8 protein-coding genes and 2 pseudogenes are annotated in these 13736 nt (G+C 70.5%); 6 read left to right on the forward strand and 4 right to left on the reverse strand.

The window, feature by feature from the left end:
* Positions 1-179: 179 nt before the first annotated feature.
* From ACIP4Y_RS32160 to ACIP4Y_RS32170, 3 genes and pseudogenes are all read right to left on the reverse strand, one after another.
* Positions 180-1060, reverse strand: a protein-coding gene (locus ACIP4Y_RS32160) for an IS5 family transposase (RefSeq protein ID WP_401399559.1) whose coding sequence is annotated in 2 segments (ribosomal slippage) — positions 180-700 and positions 700-1060 — 882 coding nt in all. Because the reading frame shifts where the segments join, the coding sequence is not laid out codon by codon here.
* Between the two features lie 95 nt (positions 1061-1155).
* Positions 1156-1689 carry a hypothetical protein gene (locus tag ACIP4Y_RS32165; protein ID WP_401399230.1) on the reverse strand — a complete coding sequence of 178 codons (534 nt, stop codon included), beginning with the start codon at positions 1687-1689 and terminating at the stop codon, positions 1156-1158.
* Between the two features lie 80 nt (positions 1690-1769).
* Positions 1770-3010, reverse strand: a pseudogene (locus ACIP4Y_RS32170) (IS701 family transposase).
* Between the two features lie 111 nt (positions 3011-3121).
* Between ACIP4Y_RS32170 and ACIP4Y_RS32175 the strand changes: the two are divergent.
* The 3 genes and pseudogenes from ACIP4Y_RS32175 to ACIP4Y_RS32185 all read left to right on the forward strand — a co-directional run bounded on the left by ACIP4Y_RS32175 (position 3122) and on the right by ACIP4Y_RS32185 (position 7098).
* Positions 3122-3863 (forward strand): annotated as a pseudogene (locus ACIP4Y_RS32175) (transposase family protein).
* A 386-nt stretch (positions 3864-4249) separates the two neighbouring features.
* Positions 4250-6361: a LamG-like jellyroll fold domain-containing protein gene (locus ACIP4Y_RS32180; protein ID WP_401399232.1), complete on the forward strand. Its 2112-nt coding sequence runs from the start codon at positions 4250-4252 to the stop codon at positions 6359-6361.
* A 536-nt stretch (positions 6362-6897) separates the two neighbouring features.
* Positions 6898-7098: a hypothetical protein gene (locus ACIP4Y_RS32185; protein ID WP_401399234.1), complete on the forward strand. Its 201-nt coding sequence runs from the start codon at positions 6898-6900 to the stop codon at positions 7096-7098.
* A 609-nt stretch (positions 7099-7707) separates the two neighbouring features.
* On the opposite strand, the gene ACIP4Y_RS32190 is transcribed toward ACIP4Y_RS32185, so the two are convergent.
* The gene (locus tag ACIP4Y_RS32190; RefSeq protein ID WP_401399236.1) at positions 7708-8583 is read right to left on the reverse strand and encodes a PhzF family phenazine biosynthesis protein; all 876 of its coding nucleotides are present in this window, start codon (positions 8581-8583) and stop codon (positions 7708-7710) included.
* Between the two features lie 330 nt (positions 8584-8913).
* Between ACIP4Y_RS32190 and ACIP4Y_RS32195 the strand changes: the two genes are divergently transcribed.
* From ACIP4Y_RS32195 to ACIP4Y_RS32205, 3 genes are read left to right on the forward strand one after another with little or no spacing between them, the layout of a single operon-like run.
* Positions 8914-9333, forward strand: coding sequence for a hypothetical protein (locus tag ACIP4Y_RS32195; RefSeq protein WP_401399240.1), 420 nt, complete (start codon positions 8914-8916; stop codon positions 9331-9333).
* 13 nt (positions 9334-9346) lie between these two features.
* Positions 9347-10288: a hypothetical protein gene (locus tag ACIP4Y_RS32200; protein WP_401399242.1), complete on the forward strand. Its 942-nt coding sequence runs from the start codon at positions 9347-9349 to the stop codon at positions 10286-10288.
* Positions 10289-10309: 21 nt separating this feature from the next.
* Complete coding sequence (locus ACIP4Y_RS32205; RefSeq protein ID WP_401399244.1) at positions 10310-13720, forward strand: CHAT domain-containing protein; 3411 nt, start codon at positions 10310-10312, stop codon at positions 13718-13720.
* Positions 13721-13736 lie beyond the last annotated feature (16 nt).

The raw sequence follows: 13736 nt of genomic DNA on the forward strand, positions 1-13736 counted from the left end.
TGATCGGCCGCAGCCATCTCCGTGAGTTCCACCGCCAGCGCGGCAACGTCGTGCGCCACTCTCAACTCCCAGGTCAGATCCATGCGTTGCGTCCGACCCCAAGCCTAGAGGAGCAAATCGGATGTAAAGATCATTCCGGAGAACGGTGACAGGCGCCTCGCCGCACCGGGATAATGGATCTACCCCCGGAGCCAGAGCCGGATTGCTGCGACGGTCACGGTGCCCTGGAAGACGTAGACACGCTTGTCGAACCTCGTGGCAACGGCCCGGAAGTTCTTGAGGGCGTTGATCGTGCGCTCGACTTCACTTCTGCGCTTGTAGATCGTTTTGTCGAAGCCGGCGGGCCGTCCGCCCTTGCTGCCGCGGCGTTGGCGGTTGGCCCGCTGGTTCTTCGGCTCGGGGATGGTGTGCTTGATCTGCCGTCTGCGCAGGTAGCGGCGGTTACGCAGGGAGGAATAGGCCTTGTCGCCGCCGAGGTGGTCCGGCCGGGTGCGGGGGCGTCCGCCGCCGGGCCGGCCGACACGGATTCGTTCCATGACGGGGATGAGCTGCGGGGCGTCGCCCCACTGGCCTGGGGTGATCAGCAGGGCCAGGGGGCGGCGCCCGCCTTCTCCGGCGAGGTGAATCTTGCAGGTGAGGCCGCCTCGCGAGCGTCCGAGCCCCTCATCGGGGCGGTGCTGTCGGGGCGTGCGTCTTTTCCCGGCACTCGCGGTAGTTTCTTGCTTGCTCCGGCGGCGTGCTGGTGGGCCCGGCAAGTGGTGGAGTCCACGCTCACCATGAACCAGTCGATGCGGCCATGGGCATCCGCGTCGGCCAGGACAGCCGCGTAGACCTTGTCGCACGTGCCATCCGCCGACCAGCGCCTGTGCCTCTCATACGCGGTCTTCCACTTGCCGAACCGCGCAGGCAGATCCCGCCACGGCACCCCAGTCCGGTTTCGGTACAGGATCCCGTTAATGATCCTGCGGTGGCTGGCCCAACGCCCACCGCGCTGCCCGGACATGGGCAGATGCGGCTTCAGCCGGGCCCATTCCTCGTTCGTGAGATCTCCCCGCCTCATGAGCATGCCAACGTGCCGGAGTGCGAGAAGTCACTTGATCCGCCGGACAGGCCCTAGTACTCCAGCCGTAGTTCGCGATCATGACGAGTCGCTGCTTATGGCCCGTAGACCAGATCCACGCCACCACTGGCCTCAATCAGCCAGGACAGCGAACCGCTGCCGAAGGGCCAGCCAGTGGTGGCCACCTGCACCCAGCCGCCCGACTCGTCGGTTCCTGCGTGCCACCACCACCAGCTGCGATCGTCTCCCATTCCTTCTTCGGTCGGGTCGAAGTAGTACAACCATCCTGAGAGCGTCCACGGTCCCTGATCGACGGCCGGTCTCTCCTCTGACGTCATCGCGCGCCATTGACGCAGCCACCCCTCCACGTCGAAGGGCTCGCCATGTTCTGGTTCCGCGGTCTCGAGTGCGCACCGCTGGATGAACCAGGCTGGCAGCAGCTGCGGCCAAAGCTCTTCTGCCGGCCAGTCAACCATCTGGGAGACGACGCACGTCAGTACCGCACGTGCGTTGTCGATGACCTGGGCCGGGTCCTGGGCAGTGAACCGGAGGCGCACCAGAAACGGCCGGGGCTCGTCGTCATCCTCGGCGCTCGGTCCAGATCGAAGGCGCCGCAGCTCGCCTGTCATGATTTCCACGGTGAGGAAGTATGCACCGGCACCGACCTCGCGACATCCCGATATCGGCCCTGCTCAGCGGACACGAAGCTCTATGGCTGGACAGTTGCATGCCGTCGGTAGTGGCAGGCTCGGGCACGGGCTTGGTGTCGGCGTCGCCAGTGTGACCAGCGCAGGCGGTGTGCGAGGTCGTGGAATGGGCTGCTCAGGGCCGCGTTCAGGTGTTGGATCTCGTTGCCGGTCAAGGCGATCAGGCCGTTGAGGGCGGGCCGTTCGCGGCGTTCGGTGGCTGCGGTGACGGCAATGAAGGCGTGGGCGAGCATTGCGAGCGTGACCCAGCGGTGCCAGGAGGTCCAGCGGCGAACCTGGTGCTCGTCCAGGCCGGTCAGGCCCTTGCTGGCCTGGAACGTCTCCTCGATCGTCCAGCGCCGTCCGGCCACCCGTACCAGTTTAGACAGTGCCACCGGCCGGGGTGAGAAGCAGCGGTAGAAGGCCGTTCGCCGGTGCGGCGGTTGCGGCGGACCAGCAGGCACCAGTGGCCGGGCCGACCGGCGGGGTCGTGGATGTCGACCTGTGCCCAGTCGTAGTACCGCTCACCCTTCGCGCCCGCTCCGGCCGACAGTCGCTGCCAGGTCCGCTTCGGGATCCGCGCGGTCAGGGTCTTCGCCTGGAACTTCTCAGCGTGCGTGGTGATCGGGTGGGTGCTGGAGACGGCCAGGACGTAGCCGGTCCGGCGGTGTTCAAGGGCGGTCCGCAGGTGCGGGTTGTCGCCGTAGACCTCGTCGCCCGCGACCCAGCGAGCGGGGGTTCCCGCGTCCAGGGCCCGCTCAACCATGCGGGCGGCGAGTTGGGGCTTGGAGGCGAAGGCCAGGTCGTCCGGGATGCCCGCGCTCCGGCAGCGGTCCGGGTCCTCGGTCCACGAGCGTGGCACGTACAGGGCTCGGTCGATGGCTGCGTGTCCGCGGGCGGCGGAGTAGACGAGATAGACGGCGACCTGGGCGTTCTCGATGCAGCCGGCAGTGCCGGTGTACTGGCGCTGGACGCCGACGGTCGCCGTGCCCTTCTTCAGGTCGCCCGTCTCGTCGACCACGAGTACCGCCTGGTCGTCGGCGAGGTGCTCGATCACGTAGGCGCGTATGTCGTCGCGGATCGCGTCGGCGTCCCATTTCGCGCGGTGCAGCAGGTGTTGCATGCCGTCCGGAGTGGCATCGCCCGCGTGCTCGGCCAGGGTCCAGCAGTTCTTCCGCGGCAGGTCCGACAGCAGCCCAAGCACCAACGCCGTTGCGCGACGTCGGGGTTCGACCCGAGCGAACCGGCCCGCCACGCGGCCCATCAGTTGGTCGAACATTGTCCGCCACCGGGCAGGCACTACGCTGTGCCCCGCGGCCACCGCCTGATCTTCGTTTGTCCACACAACTCACGATGATCAACGGTGGCCGCAGCCATCTCTACGCCAGCCCTGACCAGCAAGATCACGACCTACGGCTGGAGTATTAGGGTGGTGCGGGAGCGAGGCGGCAACGGCCCCGGTGGTGGCCGGCTGTGGTGTCTTCCGCTGGCCGAGCGGGTGCTGCTGGTGGCCGTTTACTACCGAACGAACCTCACCATGCGCCACCTCGCGCCCGCTCTTCGGCTGCTCACCTGCCACCGTCTGCCGGGTCATCCAGCGCCTGCGGCCCTTGCTTGCGCTGGAGCCGGCGCCCCGCCCGGTGGCGGGCGTCGACCGGTTATGGATCGTGGACGGCACTTTGATCCCGGTCCGTGACCGTAAGGCCGCAGCCTCCTCACGCAACTACCGGTTCTCGGCGAATGTGCAGGTCATCATCGATGCCGACACCCGCCTGATGGTGGCCTCGGCCCGGCCGGCGCCTGGGAACAAGGCAGACGCACATGTGTGGCGCGAGTCGGACCTGCCGGCCGTGGCGGCGGGCACGACGGTGATCGCGCACGGCGCCTACCTGGGCACCGGGCTGATCGTCCCGCACCGCAGACGAGCCGGACGTCCTCTCCTGCGTGGCCAGGAGGAAGACAACGCCGAACACCGGCGGGTGCGGGCCCACATCGAGCAAACTTTCGGCCGGATGAAGAACTGGAACATCCTCCGCGACTGCCGCCAGCGGGGCGACGGCCTCCACCACGCCGTCCAGGCCGTAGCCACCATGCACAACCTCGCCATGGCAGGGTGAAACAGCAGGCTAGCCATCACCCAGACATGCCCGCCACCAAGCCTTCCGCGACACCCTTTAGCTCTGGCCGCGGCCATCTGGCGCAACCACAAGACCGGCCAGCCGGTCACTCCTAGCCTGACCGCATTCGATCACCGAATGCATCGAACTTGATCGTCTAGCTGTTGTTACGGCCCTCCGGGTCCCCCCGTCTACAGGCGGACGACCGGAAGGTCTCCACTACACCGCGTGGAAGCGCTTCGTCACGTTGAGCCAACGGAGAACCTCTCGGCGCTGTCAGTGTCGGCTGTTAGCTTCATGCGGTTCGTGTCGACCCCGAGCGTCGATCACTCAAGAAGGAGGTCTACTTGACCAGGTTAGGAAGGACAGGCGTAAGCAGACGGACGGTGGTGGGAGGCTGCGCGGCGGCGCTGCTGGCCATTGCTTCCGGTACTGCGTACGCGGCGGACAACCTGCCGCCGAGGCAACCGCTGGTCCAGGATCTCCAGTCACAAGGCGAGGCCTGCGCCACCGGCGCCGACACGCCATACGTGTCGGCGCCGCCCAGGCTCAGTGCCCTGCTGTACGACCCGGAGGAGGACAACCAGCCCTCCGAGTTCAGCCCGGTGCAGGGCGAGTTCGAAGCCTGGTTGACGGACCCGGCCGGGGCGCAGCAACGCCGTACCTACACGACCACCACCTTGTCGTCGGGCTCGCGGCATTACTGGACGTTGCCGGACGACACACCCGCGAACACGGTCATCTCCTGGCATGTCCGCGCAAACGACGGCCAGGCGAAGTCCGCATGGAGCGATGACGGCGACGGCTCGGTCTGCTCGTTCGTGTACGACGACGCCAACCCTGAGAAGGCGGCGATCAGTTCTTCCGAATACCCCAGCGCCGAGGACGTGTTCTGGGTGGATGGGGTCGGCGTCTACGGGCACTTCACCGTGGACTCGCCCTCCGACGACGTGGTGTCGTACAGGTACAGCTTCCTGGGCGGCCCTTATGGCACCGTGTTCACCGAGCGGCCGGGCGCTGCCGTGACCATCCCGTACTTGCCGCTGACGTCAGGGCCCAAGCAGCTGACGGTCCGCGCGATCGACCGGTCGGGCCGCAGCAGCGGAGAGTCGCAGTACGGTTTCAATGTGAAGTCCGGGCGTCCCCCTGTCGCCCGCTGGAAGCTGGACGATCCGGTAGGCTCCCGCACGGCCTCGGCCGAGACGGGTGCCCCCGCCCGGGCCGGCACCGGAGTTACCTTCGGCGGCCCGGCCCCCGCAGGGACAGGGATCACCGCCACAGTGCGCCTCGACGGCAGCGGCCACGGCTTCCTCACCCCGGACGCCGCGGTCACCGACACCAGCCAGTCCTTCGCGGTCAGCGCATGGGCGCGCCCCGCGCAGACCGGCCGGGCCATGACCGTCGCCAGCCAGGACGCGGACGTGCGGCCCGGCTTCACCCTCGGGCTGCGCACCCCGGGCAGTAGGCCCGCCTGGTCGTTCACGATCGGGGGCGCGACGGTGTCCGGCGGCGCGCCCGAGACCGGAGAGTGGGCCCATCTGCTGGGGCTGTACGACGCCGAGACGGGTCGCGCACACCTGTACGTCAACGGTCATGAGGTCGGCAGCGCGGCCGAGGCGACTCCCGCCGGGACGTCCGGCGCGTTCCAGATCGGACGGGCGCAGGGTGCCACCGGGTACCGCGACCGGTGGCAGGGCGATATCAGTGACGTACAGGTACACGATCGGGTCGTCGTACCGGGCGAGGCGGCCGAGTTGGCGCAGCGAAAGCCGAAGTCACTTGGCCACTGGTCGCTGGAGACCGAGACGGACGGCGCGAGCCCGGAGCAGTCGGACGGCGCGCCGCTGCGGCTCGGCGCGGGAGCCTCGATCCACCGTGACTCCGGCAACGCCTGTCTCCCGGATATCGACCCCGACTGCACCTACGGGCCGCCGACCCTCGTCGGCGAGGGGCATCTGCACCTGGACGGCAAATCCGGACACGCCGCTGCCGAGGGACCCGTCGTGGACACCGGGGACAGTTTCACCCTCGGTGTCGTCGTACGCCTCGCAGACTCCGAACCGGCCCACCCGATGACCGTGCTGTCGCAGGCCGGCGAACACACGGACGCGTTCAAGGTGCGTTACGAGCCGTCCACGCACGCCTGGCAGCTGGTGCTGCCGGAGAAGGACGAGGCCGGAGCCCACGAGACGGTGGTGTCCCAGATCGTGGGCGCGGACGGTGGCGAGGGGCTGGGCCACCGTCTCGCCGTGACCTACGACGACGGAACCGACACGATCAGGCTCTATCTCGACGGTGAGACGAACGCCGAGGCGACCGCGAACCTCCCCAACGGCTGGCACAGCACCGGTGCCCTCCAGATCGGTCGGGGCAGAGTCGGTGACGGCTGGGGCGAGTACCTCCACGGTGACGTGGACGAGGTCCAGGCCTACTCCGGTGCACTGCGGGACGCGGACGTGCTGGGCCTCGGCTGGGGGACGGATCCCTGCCTGTGCTGAGCCGTCCGTGCTGAGCCTGGGCCCTCTGGCTCCCGACGGCCCGCCGAACCCTTGGTTCCGGCGGGCCGTCGGCTCGGCGGTGCCGGACGAGGCGCTGGCCTCCCGCCCGGCCGCAGCTCCTCATGACCCGCCGGATGCGTGCCCGTGTGTTGCCGTGCACCGCTTCGCCGGACGGGCGAGCGCGGCCGACGCCGATACGCCTGCCTTCGATTTCGTCGGCGCCGTCAGCGGCCGGGAACGTCTCGGACGGTGACGACCAGGAACTCGTGCTGCTCCAACTCGATGTCGCCGACGACTTCGCAGCGACAGCGCCTCGACGGCCGCCCAGGAGGCGGACCGGCTGCGCTGATCGACCAGATCCACTACATCCTGCCCAACACGAAGGTGCTGGTCGGCGATCCCGGCCCGTCAAGACGCAGGCCACTAACGGGGACTCTTCCTACCTCGCGCGGTCGAGCGCGGTCATCGCCACAGCCCGCCGCGCGGGCCAGCGGGTCCGACAGGTCCCCATCGTCTTTCCCCACGACGCCAGCTTCGTGGAGATTACGCAGGGTGCCGACGGCGTGCCCAACAACAGCGGCTACCGGGCCATCGCCGAAGCGACCCTCGCACAGCTGCCCGCGGACACCAGCCTGGGCGGCGAACTAGTGGTAGAGGAACAGGGCCGGCTCGCGTTCGAGCGGCTTCAGCAGCGCCTCGGGGCGGTCACGGGGCAGGCGCGGGGCTGGGGTGGCTGAGGCGGAGCGCCAATGGCCGGCGCACTGCGTGGTCGTCGACCTGGTGCACGCCGGCGAGGACCTGACCGGTTGGCCGTACGAGCGGTGGTACGTGGCGCTGGAGTCGCTGTTCGCCGACCACGGTCTGGAGGCACCGCTGACGCTGTGCCCGTCTACGACCGACCCAGCCGTAGCGCGAGGGTGGCTGGAGCGGACGACGGCCGGGCTGGAGGGGCTGGGCTTCAAGCGGCGGGACGAGCCGTACCGGCCGCGCGTTGAGTCCGGTCGTCGGCGCGCAGCAGGCCGCTCAGGATCCGTGCCGTGGTCTCGAGCGTTTCTTCCGGATCAGGCGAGCCAGGTTCGGTCGGCAGAGCCCTGCTGGCTGACGCTGACAAGATCCGTGCTTCAGCTTCTGGGGTCGTCACCCTGTCCGATAAGCACGTTGCATGCGGTGGGGGTGCGGGTCCCGAGCCGGGCCAGGATGTCCTGCGGTGCCTCGGCGGCCCACTCACCGATCGAGGGAACGGTCCGCGGTCCGAACCATCCCCTCCCGCCGGTCATCGATCACATGGAGTGAGCCCCTGCAGAAGGTTGATCAGGGCGCTGAGGCCGTGGGGTTCACGCCGGCTCTCAGCCGATGCGCGTTCCCGTGCCGCTGACCCGGACGCGCGGGTCACCTCTGTGCAGGGTGACCGTGAGCTCGCCGGGGCTGCCCAGGTCCTCGCCCTGGTGCAGGGTGAGCACGGCATCACCGGGGACCAGGCCGAGGTCACGGGCGTACGCCCCGAACGCGGCGGCCGCGGCGCCCGTCGCCGGGTCCTCGACAACGCCGCCGACGGGGAACGGGTTTCGGACGTGGAAGACGGTGGCCGATTCCCGCCACACCAACTGGAGCGTGGTCAGGTCCAGGCGGTGCATCAGGGCTTCGAGGCGCGCGAAGTCGTACGCGAGATCGGCCAGGCGCTCGCGCGTCGTAGCCGCGAGAACGAGATGGCGGGCGCCGGCGAACGCCACCCGGGGCGGGAAAGCCGGGTCGAGATCGGCGGCCGGCCAGCCGAGCGCGGCGAGCGCTTCCGTGAGGTCGGCGTCGGCGATCTCCTCGATGCGCGGCTCGACACTGGTGAGGGTGGCCCTGACCGTCCCGCCGTCCTCGGCCACCTCCACCGGCACGGTGCCGGCGCGCGTGGCGAACACCAGCTTCCCGGGGCCCGTCCGTTCGGCGAGCGCGACGGCGGTCGCGATGGTGGCGTGCCCGCAGAAGGGCACCTCCGCCTTGGGGCTGAAGTAGCGGATGCTGTACGCCCGCCCCTCCTGGCCGCCGAGCCCCTCCGGGGGCGCGGTCAGGAACGCGGACTCCGAGTATCCGAGGTCGGCGGCGATGGCCAGCATGTCGCTGTCGTCCAGGGCTGTGGCGTCCAGGACAACGCCGGCGGGGTTTCCGCCGTCGGGGACGCTGGAGAAGGCGGTGTATCGCAATACCTCGGGCCGGGGCGCATTCGTCGTCATGCACGCGGCAACGATGGCCGACCCGCGGGTATTTCCCGGGGACAGCCGAATCCCGGGAGTCGCCATAGCTTGTCGAACACGAGCCGTCGCTGATGCGGAGCCGGTGGCAAGCCGGTGGGTGGACGAACCGATCATCGGGCGCGCGCGGCGACGCAGCGAACGGGGCCCGGAGCGGATCGTTCAGCCAGGACGGCCGCAGGGGCACAGGTCCCCACAGGCGCCGAATTCTCGCCCCATCCGATCCGGTGGGATCGTCGCGTTCGGTACGACATGCCGGCGCTCCTCTGGCAGCCTGTCGACGAATGCATGACGAGGAGAGCGGGGGCAGGGATGGATGAGGTAGTCCTCGACGTGGCCCGGGGGATCCGGCCGTATCTTCCGGGCCTGGTCGGAGAGGACGCGCCGCGGTTGGACCTGCGGATCGTCGCACTGCTCGACCGGGCACGGGACGGTGTGGACGTCGGCGAGGCCGTCCTGGAACTGCTCGGCGAATCGCCGGCGACGCTCGCATGGGCGGCGTCCGTGCTGGAGGACGAGCGGCATCTGCCTCCGGACCTTCAGCACAGAGCCGTGCGCTCGGGGGACAAGACGGGATACTCCCCGCTGGCCAATCCGCACGGCGGCGATCCCGTGGACGCCCAGCGGTACCTCTGTCCCGAGGACGGCGCCTACGCGTGGTGGCGGGCGTCGGTAGGCCAAGAGATACCCGAGTGTCCCGATCACCCGGGAGTCAGGCTGGTGGCGAGTTGAAGGCGCACTGAGCATGGGGACGTTCTGGTCGGGGGTGGGCGGCAAACTCGCCGAGCGATGGGCCGCGGTCGCGTTGCCGGCCGTACTGTTCTGGCTGGGTGGGCTGCTCGCCTGGACACTCGCCCGAGGCGGGCCCCACGCGTGGGAGGCACCCGCACACTGGCTCGGACGGCAACCCGCCGGTGGGCAGGCGGTGGTGCTGCTCGCGCTGCTCTGCGCCGTCGGCGCTTCCGGAGTCGTCGTCGACCGGTTGACCGGGCCCGTCCTCGCACTGCTGGAGGGCTATTGGCCCGCGCCGCTGCGGCCGGTCCGCCGACGGCTGGTCCGGCGGGCGTCGGGCAGGGCGCGCGCTGCCGGGGACGAGTTCCAGGCACTCGCCGAGGCGATCCACGACGGCAGCGCGACACCCGAACAGCGCGAACGCTACGCGTCCGTCGACAAACGCCTGCGCCGCCTGCCCACCGGGCCACGCCTGCTGCCCACGCGGATCGGCAACGTCCTGCGGGCCGCGGAGACCCGCCCCATCGACAAGTACGGGCTGGACGCGGTGGTGGTCTGGCCCTGTCTGTGGCTGCTGCTCCCCGACACCGCACGGGCCGAACTGACCGCCGCTCGCAGGTCCTTGGACACCTCCGTCGGCGCCTGCGTGTGGGGACTGCTCTTCCTCTGCTTCACCCCATGGACACCGTGGGCGCTGCCCGCCGGGCTCGCCGTCGCCCTCTCGGCGGCGTTCGTATGGGTTCCGGCCAGAGCCGAGGTCTTCGCCGACCTGCTGGAGGCCTCCTTCGACCTGCACCGGGGCGCGCTGTACGCCCAGTTGCGCTGGCCACTGCCGGCGAATCCCGCCGAGGAGCGCGTCACGGGACGCAAAATCACGACGTACCTCCTGCGCGGACTCGACGGGACGAGTCCGACGTTCACCGGTACCGAGCCCCCGAACCCGCCGGCACCCTGAAGGTCAGGAGGACCCACGAGGATGACGGAGAACGACCCGGCCGACCGGCTCGCCGCCCTCGTCGGCGCCGACACCCTCGACGAGGCGGAGCAACTGATACGTCGGCACGGCGAGTTGACCGACGACGCGAGCATGGACCTGCTGCGGGAGTGGGAGGAGCGGGCGGTCGACGCCCAGGACCGGCAGACCGCCGACGTCCTCTCCTTCCACGCGCGGCTGCTGCACCGCTGCCGTGTCGTCGGCGTGGCCGAGACCTTCGGGGAAATCCGGGGACACCCCGCGGGAGTCACCGACACCTGGGAGACCGCCCTCGCCGCCACTGCCGCCTTCGAGGACGGCGGTGGCGGTACCGAACGGGCACATGCCGAGGAGGCATGGCGGCGCGTCCTGGAGCTGGTGCCGTACGAAGCCGACCGCGTCTCCCCGCAGGCACGCACGGCTGCCCTGGACGGACTGGCCCGTCTGCTGTTCTCCCGTCTGATGACGGACACCGACCCGGACGGGCCCACGCTCGACGAGGTGGTGGCGCTGTGGCGGCAGGCCGTCCGTGAGGCCGCCGATCCCGCGGAGGCCGCCGGCTACCGCACCAACCTGGGCGCGGCCCTGGCACGCCGCTACGAGCTGAACGGCGACCTCCACGATCTGGCGGAGGCGGCCGAGGCCTTCACCGCCGCCTCGCGGACCCCCTCGGCCGAGGCTCTCACCCGGGCCGGCGCGTTCACCGGGCTGGGAAACGTGCTGATCGCCCTGTTCGAGGCCAAGCAGACCTCTGCCGACGCGGACGCCGCGGTGCACGCCCTGCAACAGGCCGTGGACCTCGTTCCCGAGGACGACCCGGCGCGGGCCGAGTTCGTCAACAACCTTGGCCTCGGCCTGCTCAACCGCTACGAGGCAGCCGGCGCGTTCGAGGACCTCGACCGCGCGGTGGCGGCCCTGGAGGGCGTGGTAGGCGCGTTCGACGAGGACGCCCCACAACGGCCCGGCGCACTGGCCAACCTCGCCAACGCCCGCCTCCAGGCCTACGAGAGCGGCGCCGACGCGGCCGACCTGGAGCGCGCCGTCGACGCCGTGGAGCAGGCGCTGGCCCACCGGGAACTCACCCCCGCCGAACGGCCGGGATGTCTCAACACCTACGCGGGCTGCCTGCTCGCCCGGCACACCCGCAGCGGCGACCTCGACGACCTCGACCTGGCGGTCGACGCCGGCGAACAGGCGGTCGAGGCCACCCCTGCCACCGCACCCGAGCGGGCCATCTACCTGGACACGCTGGCCTCGGCCCGACGGGAACGCTTCCTGCGCACCGGCGACCCCACGGAGCTGCGCCGTGCCGTCGAGCACGCCGAGCAGGCGGTAGGAATGACCGGCGCCGACGCCACCGAACGAGCCCGCCGCCTGGCAACGCTCGCCGGCTGCCTCGCGACCACACACGACGGGGAACGCGTCCGGCCGGACCTGCTGGACACCATCGTGGCCCGCTCCCAGGAGGCGTTCGACCTCACCCCGGACCACTCCCCGCAGTGGTGGCTCCACGCAAGCAACCTGGCCGCCGGTCTGCTCGACCGCTACGAGACGCGCCGGGACCCGGCAGACCTCGACCGCGCATGTCACCACTACGAACAGGCGATCGCCGCGGTCCGGCCGCGCAGCCCCGAGCTGGCCGCCCTCTCGTACAACCTGGCGGTCGGCCTCCGGTTGCGCCACGACCGCGGCTCCCACGACCGGGACCTGCGCCGGGCCGTAGAGGCGCTGCGCCGCGCCGCCCGGATCGGACTCGTCCACAGCCCCCAGGCCGCACTGCTCGCCGCCTGTACCCTGGGGGACTGGACTGCCGAACGGGAGGCGTGGGACGAGGCCGCCTGCGCGTACGCCATCGGACTGAAGGCCATGCACCGGCTGGTGCGTGCGCAGACCACCCGCGCCCAGCGCGAGAGCTGGCTGCGCGTGGCACAGCGGCTTCCGGCCCGAGCGGCCTTCGCCATGGTCAGTGCCGGGCGGGCGCCCCAGGCCGCTACCTGCTTCGAACACGGCCGGGCGCTGGTCCTCTCCGAAGTCCTGGAACGCGAACGCGTCGACCTGTCCCGTCTGCGCGCCCAAGGACACGAAGACCTCGCCGACCGCTACCGGCTGGCCGCGCAACGCGTCACCGTCCTCGAACGAGCCGCTCCCGGCGACGCGCGCCACCCGTTCACCGGGCCGGCAGCACCCCGCAGACGGGACGCCCACGACGCGGCGCGGAAGGAACTGGACCAGGCGATCACCGCGATCCGTGCGACCGGTGAGTTCTCCGGCTTCCTGCGGAGTACGGACGCCCACCCTCCGGCCCGGCCCCCGGACGGCCCGGCCGTGGTCTACCTGGTGCCCGCACCGGCCGGCGGCCAGGCCATCATCATCGGCGATGATCTCCGCACGGTCCCTCTGCCGTCGCTCACGGAGGCCGCCGTCGCGTCCAGGGCCGGCGACTTCCTGGCCGCCCACGCCACGCGCTCGGCGTCGGCCGCCGTGTGGGAAACCTGCCTGGACGACGTCACGCGATGGCTCTGGGACGCGGCCATGGCACCCGTGCTGACGGCACTCGACGGGCACGGCCACGCCGTTCTCGTGGCCGCCGGCGAACTGAACCTGCTGCCGCTGCACGCCGCCTGGCGGCCCGCGTCCACGGCGAGCGGCCGCTGGTACGCCCTGGACCAGATGCTCCTCACCTACGCTCCCAACGCGCGAGCCCTCGACGTGGCCCGCCGACTCGCGGCCGAGGCCGATCCGACGAGCTTGCTGATGGTCGACGCCGTCGGATCCCGGCCGACCGCGGATCTCCCCACGATCAGCCACGAGGTGAACGCGGCCCTCGGCTGCTTCCGCCACCACCGGCGGCTGACCGGCCCCGACTGCTCCGTGCCCGACGTCCTGGCCGCGATGACGGAGCATCACGTCCTGCACTTCGCCTGCCACGGCCTCGCCCGCCTCGATCATCCGCTCGACAGTGCACTACTCCTGGCACAGGGCGAACTGACCCTGCGTGACGTGCTTGAACAACGCCTCACGTCGGTAAGGGTCGCCGTGCTGTCCGCCTGCGAAAGCGCGCTGTCGGGCACCGTCCTGCCTGACGAGGCCGTGGGACTGCCGACCGGTCTGAGCGAGGCCGGCGCAGCGGGTGTGGTCGGCAGCCTGTGGCGTGTACCCGATATCACCACCACCCTCCTCGTCTCCCGCTTCTACCAGAGCTGGCGGCAGGAGGGACTGGAGCCAGCGCAGGCGTTGCGCCGGGCCCAGATCTGGGTGCGCGACAGCACGAACGGCGACAAGGCGCAACGCTTCCCGGACATTCCCGAGGTGACCAGGCCGGGGCTGCCCGCACTGCACCGCCGCTTCTGGCAGAAGGCCCGGCCCCACACCGGCCCCGCCCACTGGGCCGCCTTCACCTACACCGGCATGTGAACGGCGGGCGCCCCGC

The sequence above is a fragment of the Streptomyces sp. NPDC088810 genome, from assembly GCF_044750305.1.
In the GTDB taxonomy this organism is placed as follows: Bacteria; Actinomycetota; Actinomycetes; order Streptomycetales; family Streptomycetaceae; genus Streptomyces.

Excerpts from the sequence above, each read along its gene's own strand:
- ACIP4Y_RS32165 (WP_401399230.1), bottom strand. The coding sequence starts at position 1,689 with ATGACAGGCGAGCTGCGGCGCCTTCGATCTGGACCGAGCGCCGAGGAT.
- ACIP4Y_RS32190 (WP_401399236.1), bottom strand. The coding sequence starts at position 8,583 with ATGACGACGAATGCGCCCCGGCCCGAGGTATTGCGATACACCGCCTTC.
- ACIP4Y_RS32195 (WP_401399240.1), top strand. The coding sequence starts at position 8,914 with ATGGATGAGGTAGTCCTCGACGTGGCCCGGGGGATCCGGCCGTATCTT.
- ACIP4Y_RS32200 (WP_401399242.1), top strand. The coding sequence starts at position 9,347 with ATGGGGACGTTCTGGTCGGGGGTGGGCGGCAAACTCGCCGAGCGATGG.
- ACIP4Y_RS32205 (WP_401399244.1), top strand. The coding sequence starts at position 10,310 with ATGACGGAGAACGACCCGGCCGACCGGCTCGCCGCCCTCGTCGGCGCC.